The organism is Deinococcus arcticus, from assembly GCF_003028415.1.
GTDB classification, from domain to species: domain Bacteria; phylum Deinococcota; class Deinococci; order Deinococcales; family Deinococcaceae; genus Deinococcus; species Deinococcus arcticus.
The window spans coordinates 64,681-85,405 of the sequence record NZ_PYSV01000004.1 but is presented as its reverse complement, the minus strand read 5'-3'; the positions used below and the strand labels follow the sequence as shown (position 1 = coordinate 85,405).

18 protein-coding genes are annotated in these 20,725 nt (G+C 68.6%); 7 read left to right on the top strand and 11 right to left on the bottom strand.

What is annotated here, in order from left to right:
• Nucleotides 1-248: 248 nt before the first annotated feature.
• Entirely contained in the window at nucleotides 249-743 is a 495-nt protein-coding gene (locus C8263_RS05490) for a hypothetical protein (protein ID WP_107137121.1), read from the top strand.
• A gap of 360 nt (nucleotides 744-1,103) precedes the next feature.
• On the opposite strand, the gene C8263_RS05485 is transcribed toward C8263_RS05490, so the two are convergent.
• Nucleotides 1,104-2,534 carry an aminotransferase-like domain-containing protein gene (locus tag C8263_RS05485; protein ID WP_107137120.1) on the bottom strand — a complete coding sequence of 477 codons (1,431 nt, stop codon included), beginning with the start codon at nucleotides 2,532-2,534 and terminating at the stop codon, nucleotides 1,104-1,106.
• Nucleotides 2,535-2,630: 96 nt separating this feature from the next.
• On the opposite strand from C8263_RS05485, the gene C8263_RS05480 reads away from it, so the two are divergent.
• A complete protein-coding gene (locus tag C8263_RS05480; protein WP_107137119.1) occupies nucleotides 2,631-3,860 on the top strand; it encodes a benzoate/H(+) symporter BenE family transporter in 1,230 nt (409 codons plus the stop codon).
• 461 nt (nucleotides 3,861-4,321) lie between these two features.
• Here C8263_RS05480 and C8263_RS05475 read toward each other — a convergent pair whose 3' ends face one another.
• From C8263_RS05475 to C8263_RS19245, 4 genes are all read right to left on the bottom strand, one after another.
• Nucleotides 4,322-6,550 carry a hypothetical protein gene (locus C8263_RS05475; RefSeq protein ID WP_107137118.1) on the bottom strand — a complete coding sequence of 743 codons (2,229 nt, stop codon included), beginning with the start codon at nucleotides 6,548-6,550 and terminating at the stop codon, nucleotides 4,322-4,324.
• On the bottom strand, nucleotides 6,537-7,304 hold the full coding sequence (locus C8263_RS05470; RefSeq protein WP_107137117.1) for a fimbrial biogenesis chaperone: 768 nt from the start codon (nucleotides 7,302-7,304) through the stop codon (nucleotides 6,537-6,539). Before C8263_RS05470 ends, C8263_RS05475 begins: the two co-directional genes overlap by 14 nt.
• A gap of 47 nt (nucleotides 7,305-7,351) precedes the next feature.
• Nucleotides 7,352-7,765: a hypothetical protein gene (locus C8263_RS05465; RefSeq protein ID WP_107137116.1), complete on the bottom strand. Its 414-nt coding sequence runs from the start codon at nucleotides 7,763-7,765 to the stop codon at nucleotides 7,352-7,354.
• A gap of 78 nt (nucleotides 7,766-7,843) precedes the next feature.
• Entirely contained in the window at nucleotides 7,844-8,092 is a 249-nt protein-coding gene (locus C8263_RS19245) for a hypothetical protein (RefSeq protein WP_158263749.1), read from the bottom strand.
• Nucleotides 8,093-8,270: 178 nt separating this feature from the next.
• Between C8263_RS19245 and C8263_RS19240 the strand changes: the two genes are divergently transcribed.
• Nucleotides 8,271-8,450: a hypothetical protein gene (locus C8263_RS19240; protein ID WP_158263748.1), complete on the top strand. Its 180-nt coding sequence runs from the start codon at nucleotides 8,271-8,273 to the stop codon at nucleotides 8,448-8,450.
• A 722-nt stretch (nucleotides 8,451-9,172) separates the two neighbouring features.
• On the opposite strand, the gene groL is transcribed toward C8263_RS19240, so the two are convergent.
• Both groL and groES read right to left on the bottom strand, forming a co-directional pair.
• On the bottom strand, nucleotides 9,173-10,813 hold the full coding sequence (groL, locus tag C8263_RS05455) for a chaperonin GroEL (protein ID WP_107137114.1): 1,641 nt from the start codon (nucleotides 10,811-10,813) through the stop codon (nucleotides 9,173-9,175).
• 152 nt (nucleotides 10,814-10,965) lie between these two features.
• Nucleotides 10,966-11,253 carry a co-chaperone GroES gene (gene groES, locus C8263_RS05450; RefSeq protein ID WP_107137113.1) on the bottom strand — a complete coding sequence of 96 codons (288 nt, stop codon included), beginning with the start codon at nucleotides 11,251-11,253 and terminating at the stop codon, nucleotides 10,966-10,968.
• 257 nt (nucleotides 11,254-11,510) lie between these two features.
• Here groES and C8263_RS05445 point away from each other — a divergent pair, with 257 nt between their 5' ends.
• From C8263_RS05445 to C8263_RS05435, 4 genes are read left to right on the top strand one after another with little or no spacing between them, the layout of a single operon-like run.
• Nucleotides 11,511-12,119, top strand: coding sequence for a GGDEF domain-containing protein (locus C8263_RS05445; RefSeq protein ID WP_107137112.1), 609 nt, complete (start codon nucleotides 11,511-11,513; stop codon nucleotides 12,117-12,119).
• A complete protein-coding gene (locus C8263_RS19595; protein ID WP_233218660.1) occupies nucleotides 12,116-12,778 on the top strand; it encodes a nucleoside deaminase in 663 nt (220 codons plus the stop codon). The genes C8263_RS05445 and C8263_RS19595 overlap by 4 nt, the downstream gene beginning before the upstream one ends.
• Nucleotides 12,775-13,740, top strand: coding sequence for an NUDIX domain-containing protein (locus C8263_RS19590; RefSeq protein WP_233218659.1), 966 nt, complete (start codon nucleotides 12,775-12,777; stop codon nucleotides 13,738-13,740). Before C8263_RS19595 ends, C8263_RS19590 begins: the two co-directional genes overlap by 4 nt.
• Complete coding sequence (locus C8263_RS05435; RefSeq protein WP_107137111.1) at nucleotides 13,737-14,354, top strand: histidine phosphatase family protein; 618 nt, start codon at nucleotides 13,737-13,739, stop codon at nucleotides 14,352-14,354. The genes C8263_RS19590 and C8263_RS05435 overlap by 4 nt, the downstream gene beginning before the upstream one ends.
• 192 nt (nucleotides 14,355-14,546) lie before the next feature.
• Here the strand turns inward: C8263_RS05435 and C8263_RS05430 are convergent, their stop codons facing one another.
• From C8263_RS05430 to C8263_RS05415, 4 genes are all read right to left on the bottom strand, one after another.
• Nucleotides 14,547-16,757, bottom strand: coding sequence for a glycoside hydrolase family 3 protein (locus C8263_RS05430; protein ID WP_158263747.1), 2,211 nt, complete (start codon nucleotides 16,755-16,757; stop codon nucleotides 14,547-14,549).
• Nucleotides 16,758-16,837: 80 nt separating this feature from the next.
• On the bottom strand, nucleotides 16,838-18,214 hold the full coding sequence (locus tag C8263_RS05425; RefSeq protein WP_107137109.1) for a GH1 family beta-glucosidase: 1,377 nt from the start codon (nucleotides 18,212-18,214) through the stop codon (nucleotides 16,838-16,840).
• Between the two features lie 649 nt (nucleotides 18,215-18,863).
• A complete protein-coding gene (locus C8263_RS05420; protein WP_199188317.1) occupies nucleotides 18,864-19,760 on the bottom strand; it encodes a carbohydrate ABC transporter permease in 897 nt (298 codons plus the stop codon).
• On the bottom strand, nucleotides 19,757-20,689 hold the full coding sequence (locus tag C8263_RS05415; protein WP_107137108.1) for a carbohydrate ABC transporter permease: 933 nt from the start codon (nucleotides 20,687-20,689) through the stop codon (nucleotides 19,757-19,759). Before C8263_RS05415 ends, C8263_RS05420 begins: the two co-directional genes overlap by 4 nt.
• Nucleotides 20,690-20,725 lie beyond the last annotated feature (36 nt).

The window sequence follows — 20,725 nt, the reverse complement described above, 5'->3', positions numbered from 1 at the left end:
ACCGTTTTCATTGCCCGGTTCGAGGCCCTGGGTTCGCTTCTCGCTTCGCTCCGCCGCTCCTGAGACCAACAGCGAGCCGCTTGGTATCATACGGATTCCGAAAAATACGGATTTCCGGGAATTGGAGGAACATCCGGCTCTTTCCCGGATGGTACGGAAATGGACGGCAGTCCGTATCAGGTCACGGTCAGTTTCGCGCGGCAGGGTAAGGGCCTTGGGTGGCCCCAGGCCACCAGGAGGTGTGTTCCATGCGAAAAGTCCTGATTGTGGCTGCGCTGCTGCTGACCCCGGCCGGCGCCCAGACCCTGAGCGTGAACATCAGCGCCACTGTGCCCTACCCCCAGATACTGCAGACGGCGGCCAGTGTGGCGCAGCTGCTCTCGCAGGGGGTGCAGGTTTCGTTCCTGACGCCGGGTAACCAGCCGGCCGCCACCCTGAGTCCCCGGGGCAGCCTGATCGTGAACCCCGCCTCGCCGGAGGGCACCCGCCTGACCCAGGTGCAGGTGACCACGCCCACCCCCAGCGGCCCCATCCGCGAGATCTACCCGCTGGCCCAGCCGGTCACCGTGGGTCAGACCGTGCGGCCCCAGAACATCGTGGTGCGCGGCCAGGACGGCGCCGCCCGTTCTCTCACCAGCGTGATGGGCCGCCAGGCCGCCTGGGCCAAGGCCCCGGGCCTGCAGAAAAAGCCCGGCGGCATGCCCCCCGGCCAGTACAAGAAAACCCAGGGCGGCAAGAAGTAACGCCCAACGCCGTGTGGCTCCCCCTTCCTTCTGGAAGGGGGTTTTGCCATGCTGACGTGTCATGCGACGCTGGCGATCATGGCCCGGCGGGGTCCAGGTCATCAAAGTTGAAAAGTTGAAAGGCAGACTGTGCCTCCTCTGGTGTAAGACGAGTTCCGAACAATGCCGTCACCCATGACGGAGTTTTTCCGACCGGAGGGACTCGCAGCGCGGCGGAGCAGAGCAGGAACAGAGACGGATGTCCGGGCCTTGGACCGTCCCCAGCCGCAGGCGGGGAACATCCCCCTTCTTCCCGGATGTTCCGGAAATGGACGGACTCCGTATAAGCAGGCTTCTCGCTGGGCTTGATGGTCAGTAGCCTCAGGCCAGCCCGCCCTGGCCGTCCCGGCTCTGAAATGACACCCAGGCGGCTTTCAGGCGCGTGACTGCTTCGGGCAGCCGGGCCGGATCCAGGGTAAACGGCAGGCGCAGGTAGCGGTCGGGCAGCGGCGAGACACCCATGCTGGCGCCCGGAAACAGGCGCAGGCCGTGGGCGGCGGCGTGGTGGGTCAACCGGCTGGCGTCCGGGGTGGGCAGCTGCACCCACAGAAACTGTCCGCCGCGCGGCACCTCGAAGTGCCACTCAGGCAGTTCGGCGTGCAGCAGCCCGGCCAGCAGATCGCGGGCCGGCGTCACGGCGGCGCGGCGCTCACGGCGCAGGCCCGGCAGGTCGGCCAGCAACTGCAGGGCGGCGTGCTGGGCCATCAGGCTGCCGCCAAAATCGGCCAGCGTCTTGGCCTGGGCCAGCGGCGCGGCCAGGGCCGGCGGCAGGCGCATCCAGCCCACCCGCAGCCCCGCCCAGTACAGCTTGGACAGCGACCCCACATTGATAATCGGCGCCTGGGGCGCATAGACGCTGATCCGGGGTGGCGGCGGCTCATCGGTAAAGCCCAGGTCCAGCAGGGTGTCGTCTTCCAGGGTGGGCAGCGCGCGGTCCTGCACAAAGGCCGCCAGCCGCTCACGGGCGCGCGCCGGCAGGACCGTGCCGGTGGGGTTCTGAAAGGTGGGCGTGAGAAAGGCCAGGCGCGGAGCATGCGCGGTGGCCAGGCGCATGAAGGTGTCGGGCTGCAGGCCGCTGCCCTCCACTGGCACGCCCACCAGCTGGGCCCCGGCGGCGCGCATGACGTCTATGGCGCCGAAATAGGTGGGCGTTTCCAGCAGGGCCACGTCGCCCCGGCGCAGCAGGGTGGCCGCACTCAGGGCAATGGCCTGCTGGGCGCCGCTGGTCACCACGATCTGCTCGGCGCGGGTGGGTAGCCCATCCTTGGTGTACAGCTCGGCCAGCAGGGCGCGCAGCTCGGGCAGGCCGTGGGGGTGGTACACGCTCTCGCCAAAGGCGTGCTGGCTGGCGCGGCGCAGCCGTTCGCGCTGGGGGTCGGTCAGCAGCGGCACCGCAATCGTGAAGTCCAGGTCTGGGGCCGCGCCCGCTGCGCTGCCCACAGGCGTGCGCAGGGTCAGCAGTGGGGCCGCGCGCGGCGCTCCCGCCGACACGCGGGTGCCGCTGCCCACCCGCCGGATCAGCCAGCCGTCCGCCGTCAGCTCGTCATAGGCCGTGACCACCGTGGCCCGGCTGACCCCCAGCAGGGCCGCCAGGGGCCGCTCGGCGGGCAGGCGTTCGGCAGGGGCCAGCTCGCCGCGTTCAATGGCCGCGCGCAACTGGGCCTGCAGGCGCCCGTGCAGGGGCCCCGGGTGGTCACGCCAGCCGCGCAGCAGGGCCGTCCAGCGGGGAGCATCTGGCAGGGCAGGGGACATGACCACAGCCTACAGGCCACTTTGTCCAGACGAGCAGGCCAATAGGCAGGCCATTGCCCCTCGCGGTCAGGCCAATGGGCCCCCAGACTGGGCGGCATGACTCCTGCGCGCGCCGGCTGGCGGCCTCTTCCCTTCTGGCGGGACAGCCACCCCAGCGCGGTACTGGCCGGCATGGTGGCCGTGCTGATCGGCTGGGCCGGGCCCAACGTGCTGATTTTCGCCGTGGCCCAGGCCGCCGATCTGCCCAGCGGCGTGGCCATCTCGTGGCTGTGGGCCCACGCGGTGTTTGCGGGCGTGACAGGCCTTCTGCTCAGCCTGCGCACCCGCATGCCCATCCTCAGCACCTGGAGCACCCCCGGCATTGCCTTTCTGGTCACGGCCCTGCCCGGCGTGCCCTTCCCGGAGGCGGTGGGGGCCTTTGTGCTCTCGGGGGTGCTGGTGTTTGCATTGGGGGCCTTTGCGCCGCTCACCCGCGCCCTGCAGGCCATACCCGCCCCGCTGGCCGCCGCCCTGAACGCCGCCATTCTGCTGCCATTTGCCTTCCGGGCGCTGCAGGCCCTGGGCGAGGCCCCGGCCCTGGTGGGCACCATGATCGCCGCGTTTTTCCTGCTGCGGCAGCCGGCGCCGCGCTGGGCGGTGGCGGGCGTGCTGGCGGCGGGGGTGGGGGCCAGCGCCGCCCTGGGACTGTGGCACCCAGCGCCCGTGTCCCTGGCCCTCACGCGCCCCGAATTCGTGTGGCCCGCTTTCAGCCTGCACGCCACGCTGAATCTGGCGCTGCCGCTGACCGTGCTGGCCTTTACCGGGCAGTTCGTGCCGGGCTTTGGGGTGCTCCGGGCCAACGGCTACGCGCCGGCGCCGGGGCCCATCCTGCGGGCCTGCGGGGTGGCCAGCGTGGGAGCGGCGTTCTTCGGGTGCCACAACCTGACCCTGGGGGCGCTGCTGGCCAACATTGTCAGCGGCCCCGAGGCTCACCCGCAGGCCCGCCAGCGCTACGCCGCCGCCGTGTGGGCCGGCGCCCTGAACATTCTGGTGGGCCTGTTCGCCGGTACCTTCCTGCAGCTGATGGGCATTCTGCCGCCACAGGCGCTGGCCGCCCTGGCCGGGCTGGCGCTGCTCTCGGCCACCGGTAGCAGCCTGCACGCCGCGTTTCAGGGGGCAGCGGCCGGCAGTCTGGCCGCCCCGGTGGTCCTGGCGGTCACCCTCAGCGGCGTGGCGCCACTGGGCATCGGCGCCGCTTTCTGGGGCATTCTGGCCGGGCTGGCGGTGTACGCCCTGGAACGCCGGGGGAAAGTCAGCTCCGCCCCGGTGAAGGAAAAGGCCGCGTAAATCCTGGCGCAACGGGCCTGGACTTGCCCGGGTGGCGAGGGCGAACAAAACGTGGCCATAGCGCGGTGTATCCCCAGAGCGCTGCCCTCTGGGGCCCCCAGGCCCACCCCGCCACGGCCTTGACAGCAGAGCCGCACCCTGATAAGCTGCTCTTTCTGGCCTGAAGAGGCCGTGCGGTGCAGACCACGACGTCCAGCAATGGATGGGCACGAGAGCACTTGAGGGAGGCGTCCACCTCTGGGATTGAGAAAAAACGGACGCGCGAGCAGAAGTCTGGCCGGTCACCCCGGTGCTTCTGAGCCTACCGAGACGCCACCCTGTACAGGGTGGCGTCTGTTTTTGCCGCTTTGTGCGCCCTGCTCAGGGCCCCAGCGGAACAGAGGCGACGGTGGCCGTTCAATCCGGCCACCGTCTCTTTCTCTGTTGGGCCGCGCACGGCCCTGTGCAACAGGCCCTGTGTGTCAGGGCGGGGGCAGGGCGGCGCAGGTGGCCGTTTCGGCGCCGGGGTCCAGGCGCACGGCGCAGCGCCGCTGGCCGTCCTCGCTGCGCAGTTCACCGGTGCGGGCGCTCAGGCTGCGGCGCACCAGGCCGTAGCCCTCATCGTCCAGGGGAATGCGCTCACCGTCCAGATACAGGTCAGCCGAGGCCGCCACCTCGCCCGGCGCCCAGGCAAAACGCACAAAGGTGGACACCGTGAAGTTGTCCCGCCAGTCCACCAGGGTCAAGCCAGTGGCGGCGGGCACCACGCTCAGCGCGCTTTCGGCCACGGCCACGCCCAGCGGCACTTCCGGGCTGTTCACGCGGATGCCCAGCACCTGTCCGGGCAGCACCTCGGTGATCAGCAGGTCGCCCCGGGCGTCGGCGGTGACCAGCCCGGTGCCGTCCACAATCAGGGGCAGGCGCGGAATTCCGGTGCGCAGCAACACGCCGCGCTGCGCCAGCACCGGACTCAGGCGCACCTCGCCGCCCAGCAGGCTCAGGGCGCCGCTCAGCTGGCCCGAGGCCGCGCGGGTGTTGGCCAGCAGCTCGGCCTTCACGCCCTGGTTCAGCGAGTAGCCCAGCATCAGGTCGCCGGGTTCGACGACCAGACTGAGGTTCTGGGCCGGGGACAGCTGATAGGCCACCGTGGCACTGGGCGAGACCCGACCGGGGCTCAGACCCACCGCCGCGCCTACCTGCAGCGCCGGCGAGAAGACGTAGCTGCCGCGCACCTGCACGCGGTATCCGCCCGGCAGCGCGGCGGCATTGACGGTCACCGAGCCCCGGTCCGTGACCGCACGCGTGACCCCCACCTCGGCCTCCCAGGTGCCGGGGGTAAAGCCGCTGGACAGGCGTCCGCTGACGGCCCAGGGCCGCGCGTCGTAGTTGGCGCGCAGCGCGGCGGTGCCGGCCCCCCGGTTTTGCAGGGGCAGGGCGGCGCTGGCCGTGAGGGTCAGTGGGCCGCGCACGTAATCCGCGCTGCCGCTGACCGTTACCTGCAGGGGTTGCGGGCCCGCTTCCTCCGGGGTCTGGGGGTTGGCCTTGGGCGCGGCGCGGCCCACCGCCACACCCACACCGCCGCTCAGGGCCTGGCCTTCGGGCATGGTGGCCGCCGCCGCGCGCACCTGGACCGACGCCCCCAGCGCGCCGCTGGTCGAGCCCTGCACCTGCCCCTGCAGCAGCAGGGTGGGCGTGGGCGCGCCCTGCACGGCCAGTTCGCCGGTCCACTGGCCGCCGGCGCGGCCCACCTGGGCGCGGGCCAGCAGCCCGCCGCCGGGCAGCCCCGCCGTGGCCGGCACCTCCAGCACCTGCTCACGGATGCCGCTTTCGGTTTCAATCAGCAGGCGAATGGTCTGGCGCCCCTGGCCGCTCAGCGGAATATTCAGCAGCGACAGCTCGCCGCCCTGCACCGACAGGGTGCCCAGCAGGGTGGTGTTCACGAACACCGCAATCTCGGCCGGGCTGTCCAGCTGCAGGGTCAGGCGCGGATACACCCGCTGCACCCGGCGCGCGTAGGTGGCGGTCACGCCGGCGTACTCGGTGGTGGAAAAGCCCACCTGCCCGGTGCCGGGCGTGGCGTTGTAGGCGGCGTAGACGGCCAGTTCGGGTGTCACCGAAAACTGGGCGGTGCCGCGCAGCTGCGTGCGGGTGCCGTCCGGGCCCCGGGTGGTAATGGCGCCCACGTAGCCGGTCAGGCCCGCCGTGGCCCCGCCCACCCCCACGTAGGCCTGCGCGGCCGGCCAGCTTGTGGCGGGCGCATCGGGGGGCCGCTCGCCGCGCAGGTCGTAGGCCAGGGTGGCGCGGGCCCCGAAGTCCACGCCAAAGGCCGGCACCACCGGCGGCGGCTCGCGGCGCAGCGCCGTGCCCACGTCAATTTCCCGCGTGCCCAGTTGACTGGGTGCAGGGCGAATCAGCAGTTCCTGGGTGTCCTCGCGGTAGGTCAGTGTCAGGTCCGGGTTCAGGCGCACGTAACGCACGCCGTCACACAGCACCTCGGCGGCAATGTAAGGGGCCTCGGCGGGGCGCAGCACCTCGGGGGGCAGCAGGGCGGCTGTCACGCGGGGGCCCTCGCGGCTCAGGCGCACCACCACCGTGCCGCGTTCCGAGGCGCCCACGCGTACCGTCAGCAGTTCCTCGGGGGCCTCGCAACTGGCCGCCGCGCGCCCCAGGGCCAGCAGCCCCAGCAGCGCCGCGCGCCTAAGGAAGGGCAACCGTCTGCACAAGGGTCTGCCCGTCCTCGCCGGTGTAGCGAATGGTGAGGGGCCCGGCCTTGTCCCCCAGGCCGGTCAGGGTGAGGGTCTGGGTGCTGCCCGCCAGCGCCGAGATTGCCTGCAGCCCCACCGAGGCCCCGCCGCGCGTGAGGGTCACGCTGCGGTAAATCGCGCGGCGCTGGCCGGCGTTCTGCACGGTCAGCAGCAGGTTCTGGCCGCTGGCGGCGGCGCTGAACTGCACCCGGGGCGCCGCGCCCGGCTGGGTCACGTAGATGGGCAGCGAGAAGGTCATGGTGAGATTCAGCCCCGCCTTGGCATCCTTGCCCAGATCGGCGCTGACCTTGGGCAACTCCACGCCCTCAATGGCCTCCTGCTGCACCAGCAGGCGGTACGACAGCTCGGTGTCGCCGGGCTTCTTGCGCAGCCCCACGCGGATCACCTGCGAGCCGCCGGGTTTGACCGTGAACGAGGCCGGGTTCACGATCAGGTCGCGGGTTTCCAGCAGCACCAGCTTGCCGCCCTCCACCTTCCACACCCGGGGCAGCACGGTAAAGCGCGCCGGGGCGGCCGTGCTGTTGATCATCACGGTTTCGGCCACCAGATTCTTGGTGGCGTCCATTTGCAGGGTGGTGGGGCTGAATCCGAAGCTCTGCGCGCCCGCCGCGCCCCCCAGACTCAGAGCGGCGACCGAGAGCAGGGCCGCGCGCAGCCACGGGTGGGCGGCACGCGGCCGGGAGGGAAGGGAGGTGGGCACAGCGGGGTTCTCCTTGGAGTGAACTTGAAGGTGAAAAGGTGGGCCCTTCAGGGCCGGACCGCGCGCAGGAGCAGCGTGAGGTGCAGGCCGTAGTCGCCCACGGGCACCCACTGGTCGGCGGCCAGCAGCAGCGGAAACGAGAGGTGTTGTGTGCCCATGATACGCAGCCCCGAGCGCAGCGGCGCGCCGCCAGGCACCCGCAGGGTCAGCGCTTCGCTCCGGCCCCGCAGAGACAGCAGCAGATCATCGCCAGCCACTTGCATGGTTGCGCCTTCCAGCTCCAGCAGGGCCTCGTCGCCGGGTTCCGGGCACAGCACCGTGATATTCAGCTGCCCCGCGCTGGCCTGCTGCGCCGAATAGGTGGGCAAGTGCAGCTGCGCCTGCAGCACACACGCGTTGCGGCCGCTGCCCAGGGCAGTGGTACTCAGACAGCACAGCAAGACAGTCAGCAGGCGGTTCATCGCGTTACCTCGGGGGCGGAAAGAAGAAGCGGGCGGCTGGCTGCCCGAGGCAGACCGGCGCGCCCGCTTCGCAGTGTCTTAGTACTCGACGGTGACGTTCACGGTGCCGACGTAGTCGCCCACCATGGCTTCGTACCAGTTGTTATCGGGCTTGAAGCTGGCGCGCATGCGGTACGTATCGCCGTTCCCGCCAGCAATGTTGTTCTTGGTAAAGACGATGGTGTAGTCGCCATCCAGGGTTTTGTTGTCATCGCTGGAAGTGCCGCCATTCAGGCGCAGGCTCAGGCGACCACTCAGCGTCACGTCAGCTGTGGGGGGGGAGTCCATGATGCCATCAGAGAAGGTTCCCGTAGCTGTGGTGGTGTCCGTGTCAATGTCAGCGGAAGATGTGATGGAAACACCCGTGCCTGTCTGGCAGCGCATGACAGGGAAGCTGCTGATCACAGAGCGCGTGGAGCTCACGGCGCCGTTGTAGTCCGGCGAGTCGCTGTCGTAGGAGCTGTTCATGCTCACCGAGCAACCGGAAACCACTTTGGCTTTGAAGTTCAGAGCAGTGCTACTTGGGCTGGTGCTGGCGCTGGCGATGCTCAGAGCCATTGCCGCGGCGGTCATCAGTGCTTTCTTCATAACTTCCTCCTGTTCGCAAGAACGCCCGCTGTGGCACTCCCCTGCCACGCTTTCTTAAGCGAATGCCCTTGCTCAACGAGGTCACTTTAAGAAGATTCACATGCGGAGTCAACCTGTATTTTTTCCGTGTGGGTGGACCACTTCGCTAAAAAATACCCCCGAAAACGTAAAAGTGACCGGGTGAACTTTAACGTTCAGATGAGAAGCTCCCCCACCCGGCGTTTTCCCCAGGCGCTGGGAGAGGTCAACGTAAAAGCGACGTAAAAGTGACCGTTGCCCAGGGGGCGTCCCCCCCGGCGGGGGGGGAGGTGCAGACAGGGCAGACATGACCTCAACGCGGCCCTTCTGCCCTCGTCCAGCCTCGCCTTACACGGACTGCTGTCCATTTTCGTAACACCCAGGAAAGAACTGGATGTTCTTCCAATTCCTGGAAGTCCGCTTCTGCTCCTTCCTCCTGCGGTCGGAACAATGCTGTAAGACGAACTCCGACCCCATCGCTGTGGTCAGCGATTCCATCCGAGCGGACTCGGAGAGCGGCTTCGCAGCGCCAGCAGGAGGAACCCGGGTTCCAGGCGTGGCGTCGGCACATCGGCTCTGTTCCGATCTGTCGGCGGAACAACCGGAAGCCGGAGCACACAGCAAGAAGGCCGGAGCATCACGCCCCGGCCTTCCCCTGGTTGACCATCACCCTTCAACAATCAACCCTCAACGTCTGGTGGCTCAGGCGTTGGGGACGGCCCCTCCGCTCTTCTGCCCGGTTGACGCTGGCTGAGCTGGTCTTTAGAAGTCCATCCCGCCCATGTCGGGGGCGCCGCCACCCTGGCCCTGGGCCTGGGGTTTCTCGGGCTTGTCGCTGACAATCGCCTCGGTGGTCAGGATCAGCGCGCCGATGCTGGCGGCGTTCTGCAGCGCGGTGCGGGTCACCTTGGCGGGGTCTACGATCCCGGCGGCCACCATGTCGTCCACGTACTCACCCGTCGCGGCGTTGAAGCCGAAGCGGGGCTTGTCGGAGTTGATCACGGCGTTCACGATGACGCTGCCTTCCTCGCCGGCGTTCATGGCGATCTGGCGGGCCGGCTCTTCCAGGGCGCGAATCAGGATGCGCGCGCCGGTGGCCTCGTCGCCGGTCAGGCTTTCAGCGGCCTTCTTGACAGCGGGGATGATGCGCAGCAGCGTGGTGCCGCCGCCAGCCACGATGCCTTCTTCCACGGCCGAGCGGGCGGTGGACAGGGCGTCTTCGTAGCGGTGCTTCTTCTCTTTCAGCTCGGTTTCGGTGGCGGCGCCCACGCGGATCACGGCCACGCCGCCGGCCAGCTTGGCCAGGCGCTCCTGCAGCTTCTCGCGGGCGTAGTCGCTGTCGGTGGTGTCCAGTTCGCCCTTGATGGCGTTGACGCGCGCGTCAATCTGGCTCTGCTCGCCCTTGCCGTCCACGATGGTGGTCTCGTCCTTGGTGATGCGGATGCGCGCGGCGCGGCCCAGCATGTCCATGGTGACGTTTTCCAGCTTGTGGCCCAGGTCCTCGCTGACCACTTCCCCGCCCGTCACGGCGGCGATGTCACGCAGCATTTCCTTGCGGCGGTCACCGAAGCCGGGGGCCTTCACGGCGGCGATGTTCAGGGTGCCGCGCAGCTTGTTGACCACCAGGGTGGCCAGGGCCTCGCCTTCCACGTCTTCAGCGATGATCAGCAGGGGCTTGCCGGTCTGGGCGACCTTTTCCAGGATGGGCAGCATGTCCTTGAGGTTGCTGACCTTCTTCTCGTTGATCAGGATGTAGGCGTCTTCGAGGACGGCTTCCATCTTCTCGGGGTTGGTGATGAAATAGGGGTTGATAAAGCCCTTGTCGAACTGCATCCCTTCCACGACGTCCACTTCGGTGTCGAAGCCTTTGGACTCCTCGATGGTGATGACGCCTTCTTTGCCCACCTTGTCCATCGCGCTGGCGATTTCCTGGCCGACCTGCTCATCGTTGGCCGAGATGCCGGCGACCTTCTTGATGGCGTCGCTGTCCTCGACAGGCACGGCCAGGGCCTTGATTTCCTCGATGGCCACGGCCACGGCCTTTTCGATGCCGCGCTTCAGGGCCAGCGGGTTGGCGCCGGCCGCCACGTTGCGCAGGCCCTCTTTCACCACGGCCTGACCCAGCACGGTGGCGGTGGTGGTGCCGTCACCCGTGATGTCGTTGGTCTTGCTGGCGACTTCTTTCAGCAGCTGCGCGCCGATGTTCTCGAGCTTGTCTTCCAGCTCGATTTCCTTGGCGACGGTCACGCCGTCCTTGGTGATGGTGGGGCTGCCGAACTTCTTCTCGATGACCACGTTGCGGCCACGGGGCCCCAGGGTCACTTTGACGGCGTTGGCGACGGCATTGACGCCGCGTTCCAGGCTGCGGCGGGCGGATTCATCAAACACAAGCTGTTTAGCCATGATGGTGCTCCTTTGGAGTGGGCCATGGGCCATGGGCTTTGAGCCATGGGGTCGGCCTTGAATCTTGAATAAAGTGCGGGTTGAAGGCGTTTTCTAAGAGTGCCTGAGCTTGGGCCACTTTCCTCATGGCTCATGGCCCAAAGCTCATGGCCTTACTCCACAATCGCCAGAATGTCGCGCTCGGACAGGATGGAGTAGTTCTTGCCTTCCAGGCTGACTTCCGTGCCGCCGTACTTGGCGAAGTACACGGTGTCGCCCGCCTTGACGTCCAGCGCCACGCGGGTGCCGTTGTCCAGCATCTTGCCGTTGCCCACGGCCACGACGCGGCCACGCTGGCTCTTTTCCTTGGCGGTGTCGGGGACGTACAGGCCGCCGGCGGTCTTCTGCTCGGCTTCCTCGATAATTTCAACCAGAACGCGGTCACCTAAAGGTTTCAGCATGTCGTGTCCTCCTGTGAAATGGGGTATGGGGCGTACGCCCACCGGCAGAGCCCGGCGGGTTTTTGCCGTTCCGCACGCAAGAATAGTCCTCCCGTAAGAAAATTGTCAAATCCCCGAATCTGGGAATCTGAGCGTGATGCGCTCAAGGCGCGCCAGCACGCGGAATCTGCATATGTGGTTGCAAGCTATGGCACCAAACATATATATGTAAGCCAGAGATATGCGGCCTGGCTGGCAGCTGGGCCCGGAGGTTTGTTATGGCTGCCCGCCCCGCTACCCTGAGCCGCACCGCCTTTGAAGACGCCTTTCACGCCCTGCGCGGCGCGCCGCTGACCCTGGCGGTGCTGGACCTGGACCACTTCAAGACCCTGAACGACACCCTGGGCCACAGTGAGGGCGACCGCGTGCTGCGCAATGTGGAGCGCCTGCTGTCCGGCAGCCTGCCCAGCGGCAGTGTGGTGGGCCGGATTGGCGGCGACGAGTACGCCGTGATTCTGCCCGAAACAGCCGCCGAAACAGCCCTGATTCTCTTTGACGAGGTGATCAGGCACTTTCACATTCACCGCGACCCGCAGTGGCCCCGCAGCCTGGGTCTGAGCGTGGGGCTGGCGGCCCGGCCCGCCCACGCCACGAGCTACGACGACCTGAAGCGCGCCGCCGACGAGGCGATGATCCGCGCCAAGCGTGAGGGCCGGGCGCGCGCCTGCATCTATGTGGAAAGCAAGATGGTGCTGAAAAGCAACTACTACCCCAAGAGCCAGCTTGAACGCCTGTCCAAACTCTCGGGCGCCCTGGGCCGCACCGAGGCCAGCCTGCTGCGCGAAGCCATGGACGACCTGATCGAGCGCTACCGGGGAGAGCTGTGAAGGGGGGGCAGGAAGCGGGCCGCGGGGCGCAGGAGACGGATACGGCGCACGCCGCAGGCTGGCACGCCGCCCTTGCCGAAGCCTGGACCGCTTACCTGCACGGCTCGTACCCCATTGGGGCGGTGATTGTGGACACCGGGGGGCAGGTGCTGGCACGGGGGCGCAACCGGCTGGGCGAGGAACGGCAGGTGGATGGAGTGATCAGCGGGCATGACCTGGCGCACGCCGAGATCAATGCGCTGCTGAACCTGCCGGGCACGCCGCGCCCCGAGTGCCACGGCTGGACCCTGCTGACCACCGTGGAGCCCTGCCCGCAGTGCGCCGGGGCGATGGCCATGAGCGGCCTGCGCGCCGTGGCCTACGCCGCACCCGATCCCTGGGGGGGCTGCACCCGCCTGCTGACCGACGACCCCTACGTGAGGAACAAAGGCATCCGGGTGGGCCGGGCCCCCCAGGCGGTGCAGCGTCTGGCCCTGCGGCTGATGGTGCACGCCATCGTGGAGGAGCAGCCGGGCAAACGCGGCGCAGTGCTGCGGAGCTTTGCTGGGGCCCATCCCGACGACGTGACGGTCGCCGAGGCGCTGTACACCACAGGCACGCTCCTGGCCCTGCGCGACCGCCGCGCGCCGCTGACCGAGGCCCTGGCGGTGCTGGCATGAGCGCGCCCCGGTTTGCCAACCTCTCGCCCGGGGCCGACCGGGTGGGCCGCGCCTGCGCCTGGATTGAGCGAGAAGACGGCCGGGTGCTGATGGTGGGCCTGGCGTGGGGGGGCTGGACCCTGCCGGGGGGCGGGGTTCACCCGGGCGAAACAGCGGCGCAGGCGGCCGTGCGCGAAGCCTGGGAGGAAACTGGGGCGCGGGTGGAGGTGAGGGGTGAGCCGTTCGTCCTGCGCGGCGCCCATGGCGAACTGGCTGAATGCTGGCCCCTGCGCCTGCTGGCCCTGGACCCCAGCCCCGAGGGCCGCCCGGTGGCCTGGGTCAATCCCCGGTCCCTGCCCTGGGCCGACGACGTGCAACTGCGGCAGGTGCTGGCCGCGCGGGGCGAGCTGCCCGCTGCGCTGGCCACGCCGCCACTGGTGGCCGCTGCCCAGCAGGAAGCGGCGCGGCTACACGTTGAGGCGGCGTGTTCGCTGGAGGTGGGCCGCCTGCTGCGCACCCTGGCCGCCAGCCGGCCCGGCGGGCGGGTGCTGGAACTGGGCAGTGGGGTGGGTGTGGGGGCCGCATGGCTGCTGGCTGGCATGGACGCGGCGGCCCGGCTGTTGACGGTGGAAGCCGACCCTCTGCGCGCCGAAACCGCCTGGGCAGTCCTGGCCCCCGACCCGCGCGCCGAGGTGCTGCACGGCGAGTGGGCCGGCGCGCTGGAACGTGGCCCCTTTGACCTGATCTTTGCCGACTGCGCTGCGGCCAAAGGCGAGGGCGAGGCGCTGAACCTTCTGGTGGTGGCCCTGAAGCCCGGTGGGCTGCTGGTGATGGACGATTTCAGCCCGCCGGTGCGTCTGTCTGAAGTGCTGCACAGCGGCGACCCTTTGCGGGACGCCCTCTTTGGCCACCCGCAGCTGATCTGCACCGAACTTGAGGTGAGCCGCCGCGAGCGCGTGGTGCTGGGGGTGAAGCGGGCGTGACCCATCTCCACCTGATCCTGCTGCGCCACGGCCGCAGCCGTGCAGACGACGAAGGCGTGCACGAAGGCCGCTACGATTCGCCGCTGAGTGCACAGGGACAGGCGCAGGCCCACGCACTGGCGGCGTACTGGCAGGCGCACCCGCCGGACTTGGACCGCGTGTACTGCTCTACCCTGGCGCGGGCCCACGAAACGGCGCAGATCGTAGCAGGAGGGCTGGGCGTGCCCCTGACCCCGACGGACCTCCTTCGTGAATGGGACAACGGCCCCCTGGCGGGCATGAAGCGCGACGAGGCATTGGTCCGCTACCCCATACCGGCCTTCCGGCACGACCTGGATGCCCTGACCACGGACGGCGGCGAGAGTCAGGCGGCCATTCGCGCCCGCGCCCTGACGGCACTGGAGCTGATCTGGCAGAGCGGGGGTGAGCGTGTGCTGGTGGTGACGCACGGCGGCTTTGGCAACTCGCTGCTGCGGGAACTGCTGGGGATGTCGGGCGGCTGGTTTGCCTTTGGCGACACGGCATTTGCCACCCTGCGCCTCAGCCGGACGAGCCACACGGCACTCATCACAGGCATCAACCTCACGCCGCATCTGGCCGGGCAAGAGCGCTGAGCGCAGAAGGGCTCAGACGAGGTCCGAACCATTCCTTTACACATGACGGAATGGTTCGGACCGGAGGGACGCGCAGAGCTGCGTAGCAGGGCAGGAAAGAATGCGGATGTCCGGGCATGGGAGGAACATGCAGTTCTTTCTGAATGGTACGGAAATGGACGGCAGTCCGTATCAGCGCCCGTCTCTTTCCGTTTACGGCAGGGTCAGCTCGGCCCGGCTGTCGTCCACGGTAAAGGCGTAGGTGCCCGGCCGGAGTTCGGGCCGCACCGCCCCAAAGGCGTCGCCCACCCAGGTGTGCAGGCGCTCGTTCGGAATGGTCACGGCCACGCGCCGAGTTTCGCCGGCCTTCAGGGCCGCCTGCAGCGCCGCTACCGGCCGGGCCACCGCCTGAAGGGCTCCACTGGCCGGCAGCGCCGCGCGCACCACGAAGGTCACGGTGCCGGCGCGCTCGCCGCTGTTGATCAGCTCGGCACTGAGGGTCACGCTGCCCGGCCCGGCCGCAGCCGTGACCTCCCGCGCCGCCGAGGTCGTGTAGTCCAGGCCGTGGCCCAGCGGGTACAGCGGCTGCGGCGCCTTGCCCGCTCCTTCCGGTGGTCGGTCGGCGCTCAATCCCGCCTGCGCGGCGGTGTCCGGCCACGTGAAGGGCAGGCGGCCGGGAAAGCCCGCGCGGCCGTACAGCGCGTTGGCCAGGGCGGCGCCGCCTTCCGTGCCCGGCAGGTAGGCCATCACCAGTCCGGCCAGTTCGGCGTGCAGTTCGGGGGGGAAGACGATGGGCCGCCCGACCATCAGGACCGCCACCACGGGCTTGCCAGTGCCGATCAGGTCGCGCAGCAGCGCCAGTTGTTCGGCCGGCAGGCTCAGGCCCGGATTGTTCGCTTCCCACTCGGCGGCGGGCGGCTCACCCAGCGCCACCACCACCGTATCGGCCTGTTTCGCGGCGGCCAGCAGCCCCGGCCGTTTGTGCTCTGGCAGGGCGCTGACCGTGATACCTGCTGGGGCACTGGCTTTCAACGCGACGGCCAGGGTGCTTACCCGGGGCACGTCCTTCACGTTCCCCCGGCCTACGCCCTGCCAGTTCACGCTCCAGCCGCCCAGCTGAATGGCGGCGCTGTCCTGGGCGGGGCCGGTGACCAGCACCCGCCCGGCTTTCAGGGGCAGCACGCCGCGTGGGTTCTCCAGCAGGGTGAAGCTGGCCGCCGCTGCCTTTTCCGCCAGGGCGCGGTGGTCTCCCACAGAGCCGCTGCCGGCCAGTGGCCCATCCAGCAGCCCCAGGCGCGCTTTAAAGGTCAGCACGCGCACAGTGGCCTCATCCAGCCGGGCCGGGCTCACCAATCCTGTGGTGACTGCTTCCTTCAGGGCCGCCGCATACGCCTCTACCGTGTTGGGCACCATGTACACGTCCAGCCCGGCATTCACGCTGGCGGCGGTGGCTTGCACGAGGTCCGCGTGGGTGCGGTAGGTGCCCACCAGACGGTCAATGTCGTTCCAGTCGCTGACCAGCAGCCCGGAAAAGCCCAGCTGCCCGCGCAGGACCTCGGTCAGCAGGCTCCTGGAGGCGTGGGCCGGAACGCCGTTCACGCTGCCGCTGTTCGCCATCACGCTCAGGGCCCCGGCGCGGATGCCGGCCTGGAAAGGGGGCAGCACCGTTTCGTGCAGGGTGCGCGCACTCAGTTCAGCGTTGCCCCGGTCCAGGCCCAGAGGGGCCAGTCCGTAGCCTGCAAAGTGCTTCAGGGTGGCGGCCACTCCCTCGCCCTGCAGGCCCTCCACGGCCGCCGCCACATGGTCCGCCACCAGCCACGGCGCCTCGCCAAAGGTCTCGTAGAAGCGGCCCCAGCGGGGGTCGCGGCCCACGTCGGCCACCGGCGCAAAGGTCCAGGCCGCGTTCAGGGCACGCAGGTCGCGGGCGGTGGCCTGTGCCACCTCGCGCGTCAGGGCCGGGCTGAACGCCGCGCCCAGGCCGATGTTGTGTGGAAACAGCGTGGCGGCGGGCACGTTGTTCACGCCATGCACCGCGTCGGTCCCGAACACCGCCGGGATGTTCTGGGGCCCGCTCTGGCGGCCCACCGCGTCCAGGGCGCTCAGAAAGTCGGCCCAGCCGCGCGGCGTGTTGGGCTGCGGCGTGTCGCCGCCCCCGTTCAGCACGCTGCCGGGCTTCAGGGTGCCGAACGTCTGGGCGGCGGTGCCACTCAGGGGCGCGCTGCGGCCCCCCTCGGTGAAGCGGAACATGTGCGCCATGGTGACCTGCCCGATCTTCTCCTCCAGGCTCAGGCGGGGCAGCAGGGCGCGGGCCCGGGCCTCGGCGGCGGCCGGGGCCAGCCACGTTGCCGAGGCAGAACCCAGGCCGGCGCTCAGCAGGGCCAGGGCAAGGCCCCGCCGTACCCCCCGGCAGGCAGCAACGGCCACCGACCTGCGGCGATAAAAGGGCAGGTCATCCCCTCTGCGGCTGGCCCTGGAAGCAGAGCCTCTCTCAGGATGCCGGGGTGTCATACCCCCACCGTCTCCCGGGTTCGGGCCAGGAAGTCGCGGTACCAGCGCCCGGACTGTTTCAGGGTGCGCGCCTGGGTGCCAAAGTCCACATGCACGATGCCAAAGCGCTTGTCGTAGCCTTCGGCCCACTCGAAGTTGTCCATCAGCGACCAGGCGAAGTAGCCGCGCACCTTCGCGCCCTGGGTCATGGCCGCCTGCATCGCCGCCAGGTGGCTTTCCAGGTACCGGGTGCGCTCGGCGTCATGCACGGTGCCGTCCTCGCTGACCGTGTCGGGGTACGTGGACCCGTTCTCCGTGATGTAGATGGCGCCGGGCGCGTAGTCCTCTTCCAGCCGCACCAGCAGGTCGGTCAGGCTGTCCGGGGCCACTTCCCAGTCAAAGCCGGTGTACTCGCTGCCCTGGGGGCGAATCTGGCGGGCGTGCAGCCAGCCCTCGCCCGGGGCGTCCTGCATGACCGCGCGGGAGTACATGTTCACACCCAGGAAGTCGGTGGGGGCGGCAATCAGCGCCTCATCGCCCGGCCGCACCAGCCCGCGCGCCTGGGGACTGGCCTCGCCCAGCAGCGCCACCATGTCCTGCGGGTAGCCGCGTCCGTACAGCGGGTCCAGGTACCAGCGGTTCTGAAAGCCGTCGCCGCGCCGGGCCGCCGCGCGGTCGGCGGCGCTGTCGCTGGCCGGATAGGTGTGGTGCAGGTTCAGGGTGATGCCCACCTGGGCCCCCGGCGCTTGCTCGCGGATAAGCGGCACCGCCAAGCCGTGCGCCAGCAGCAGGTGGTGCGAGGCGGCGAAGCTGGCGGCCAGATCGGTGGCCCCGGGGGCATGCACGCCGATGCCGTAGCCCAGGTACGCCGAGCACCACGGCTCATTGAGCGTGATGAAGTGCCGCACCCGGTCGCCCAGCGCGCCGGCCACCACGGCGGCGTATTCGGCAAAAGCCTCGGCTGCGCCGCGTACCCGCCAGCCGCCCTCGTCTTCCAGGGCCTGCGGCAGGTCCCAGTGGTACAGGGTGGCCCAGGGGGTGACGCCGCGCGCCAGCAGGCCGTCCACCAGCCGGTGGTAGAAGTCCAGCCCGGCCGGGTTCACCGCGCCGCGCCCCGCCGGCAGGATGCGGGGCCACGCCACACTGAAGCGGTAGGCGTTGACCCCCAGCCCCTGGATCAGGTCCAGGTCCTTGTCCAGGCGGTGGTAATGATCGCAGGCCACGTCGCCGGTGTTGCCGCCACGCACCTTGCCGGGCGCAGCGCAGAAGGTGTCCCAGATGCTGGGGCCCCGGCCGTCCTCACGGGCAGCGCCTTCAATCTGATACGAGCTGGTGGCCACGCCCCAGGTCAAACGGGCCGGAAAACGAAGAGGATCAGGGGTGCGGTTGCTCATGCAAAAACTCCGTGAATACAGACAAGAGGGTGAGAACACAGGCAAGGGGGGGACCACACAGCGGGCGAACGGCCAGTGAGACGAACTCCGATTGAATCCAGCAGAATGCTCGATGAAAGCCGGGCGGACTCGGAGAGCGGCTTCGCAGAGGGAGCAGGAGCAGATGCGGATTGCCGCGAGAGGCACGCGCAGAGGGTGCCTTTCTGGCGATGCTGCAATGAAGCGGCACTCGGTATGAGCCCGCCGCACGCTGGGCAGAGGAGGGCAGAGGCGACCTCCAAAAACGGTTCATACGGACTCCGATTGAATCCAGCATTCTGCTGGGTGCCTCGCCTTTCCCATTACGACGTTTCAGAAGGGCGCAGAACCGTTTCCATTCCCGGTGCAACGTCCTTTTTTCGAGACTCGCTCTGCGGCGCCGCTGTTCCAGCCCGCTCGGTTGATCGGGGGCTTGGCAGCGAGGTCCTGAGGTGAAAGTCCGAGCAGTGCGAGGAGGAGAAAAATGGGTTCCGGGCGTGGAGTTGGCAATCCGGTTCTGTTCCGGATTGTGGGCGTTACAGACGGAATCCGTAGCCGTTCGCGGAAGGGAGAGAGGCGGACGCTGAACGCGGCAAGTCGTCACCCGCTTCTGGGCCGGGCACAGGCCAGTTCAGTCCTTGACCGCCCCGCTGGTCAGGCCGCTGATGACCTGACGGCTGGCGACGAGAAACACGATCACCAGCGGAATCACGGTGATCACGACAAGCATCATGATTGCGCCCCAGTCCACGTTGGCGTTGGTGGCGCCGCCGCCCAGCCGGCGCAGACTCAGCGGCAGGGTCAGGGTGTCGGGTTCACTGAGCTTCATGATCAGCGCGCCCTTGAAGTTGTTCCAGGCGCCCACGAACGTCACCACGCCCAGGGTGGCCAGAATGGGCCGGATCAGGGGCAACACGACCTTGCGGTAGATGCCGAATTCGGTGGCCCCATCGATGCGCGCGGCTTCAATCAGTTCGCGCGGCAGGGCCGAGGCGATGTACTGGCGCATCAGGAAGATGCCGAAGGCGTTCGCCATGCCCGGCACCCACAGGGCGCGCGGCTCGCCCACCCAGCCCAGCACGTTGTTCATGACCAGAAAGCTGGGAATATCCATGACCAGCGGCGGAATCAGCATGGTCGCCAGAATGAAGGCGAACAGCACCCGCTGGCCCCGGAAGCGGTACATGGCAAAGGCGTAGCCCGCCAGCGAGCAGAAGAAAAGGGTGGTAACAGTGGCCACCAGCGCGATGTACAGCGAATTCCAGAAGTGCCGCAGCGCCTTGCCGTCGGTGATCTGCAGCAGGCTGCGGAAGTTGTCGTCCAGGGCCGAGCCGAACCACAGGTGCGGCGGAAAGGCAAACACTTCCGAGCCCGGGTGCGAGGCCCACACGAACATCAGGTAAAAGGGCACCACCGACCCAAAACACACCAGCCCCACCAGCAGCCACAGGGGCAGGCGGCGCCAGCCGCGCAGGGACCGCCGGGGGCGGGCCACCACGGGCGCGGCGCGCACAGGGGTACTCGTCACCGCTCACCTCCGCGTGAAAACAGCAGGTTGTTCACCATGCTCAGGGCAAAAATCGCCAGGAACAGCAGCCAGCTCATGGCCGAGGCGTAGCCCAGATCCAGGTCGCGGAAGGCCGTGTTGAAGATGTGCATGGCTGTGGTCAGGCCCGCGCCGCCGCTGCCGCCGCCGTCATTGAGCAGCATGAATGGTTCCTCGAACAGCTGCATGTTGCCCACGATGGTGAGGGTGAAGGCGTAGAACATCATGGGCCGCAGCAGGGGCAGGGTGATGTACCAGAACTGCTGCCAGCGTCCTGCGCCGTCCACGGTGGCGGCCTCGTACACGTCCTCGCTGATGGCCTGCAGCCCCGAGAGGTACAGCACCACGTTCCAGCCCAGGTAGCGCCAGAACACCACTGCCGCCACCGAGTACGGCACCATGCCGGGGTCGCCCAGCCAGCGCACCGGGTCCAGGCCAAAGGCGCCCCGCGCGTAGTTCAGCAGCCCCAGCCGTTCGGAATACAGCGTGGCAAACACGATGGCAATGGCCACGGCGTTGGTGATGTACGGCAGAAACAGGATGGTGCTGAGTGTGCTCTGGTACCGGCGCAGGCTCTGGTGAATGACAAAGGCCAGCGGCAGCGCCACCAGATGCTGCGGCACGCCGGCCAGCAGGCCAATCCACACCGTGTTCTTCAGGGTCTGCCAGAACAGGTCCTGGGCCCCCAGGGCCAGCGCAAAGTTCTCGAAGCCCACGAACTTCCAGTTGCCCAGGCCGTCCAGGGGACTCCACAGATGAAACGCCAGGTACAGGCTGAACAGCAGCGGAAACAGCGCGAACACCAGAAACAGGATGAAAAACGGGCTGACAAACAGGTAGGGCGCGAAGCGCTGCTGCCAGCGGGTGTAACTGAAGCGGGCGCGGGGCCGGGCGGGCAGGCGGTATGACATGGGGGTCCTTGCGGGGGAAGGGCGGTGGAGGACGGG

Coding starts and splice junctions, on each gene's coding strand:
- C8263_RS05490 (WP_107137121.1), top strand. CDS start 249: ATGCGAAAAGTCCTGATTGTGGCTGCGCTGCTGCTGACCCCGGCCGGC.
- C8263_RS05485 (WP_107137120.1), bottom strand. CDS start 2,534: ATGTCCCCTGCCCTGCCAGATGCTCCCCGCTGGACGGCCCTGCTGCGC.
- C8263_RS05480 (WP_107137119.1), top strand. CDS start 2,631: ATGACTCCTGCGCGCGCCGGCTGGCGGCCTCTTCCCTTCTGGCGGGAC.
- C8263_RS05465 (WP_107137116.1), bottom strand. CDS start 7,765: ATGAACCGCCTGCTGACTGTCTTGCTGTGCTGTCTGAGTACCACTGCC.
- C8263_RS19245 (WP_158263749.1), bottom strand. CDS start 8,092: ATGGACTCCCCCCCCACAGCTGACGTGACGCTGAGTGGTCGCCTGAGC.
- C8263_RS19240 (WP_158263748.1), top strand. CDS start 8,271: ATGCTCACCGAGCAACCGGAAACCACTTTGGCTTTGAAGTTCAGAGCA.
- groL (WP_107137114.1), bottom strand. CDS start 10,813: ATGGCTAAACAGCTTGTGTTTGATGAATCCGCCCGCCGCAGCCTGGAA.
- groES (WP_107137113.1), bottom strand. CDS start 11,253: ATGCTGAAACCTTTAGGTGACCGCGTTCTGGTTGAAATTATCGAGGAA.
- C8263_RS05445 (WP_107137112.1), top strand. CDS start 11,511: ATGGCTGCCCGCCCCGCTACCCTGAGCCGCACCGCCTTTGAAGACGCC.
- C8263_RS19590 (WP_233218659.1), top strand. CDS start 12,775: ATGAGCGCGCCCCGGTTTGCCAACCTCTCGCCCGGGGCCGACCGGGTG.
- C8263_RS05425 (WP_107137109.1), bottom strand. CDS start 18,214: ATGAGCAACCGCACCCCTGATCCTCTTCGTTTTCCGGCCCGTTTGACC.
- C8263_RS05415 (WP_107137108.1), bottom strand. CDS start 20,689: ATGTCATACCGCCTGCCCGCCCGGCCCCGCGCCCGCTTCAGTTACACC.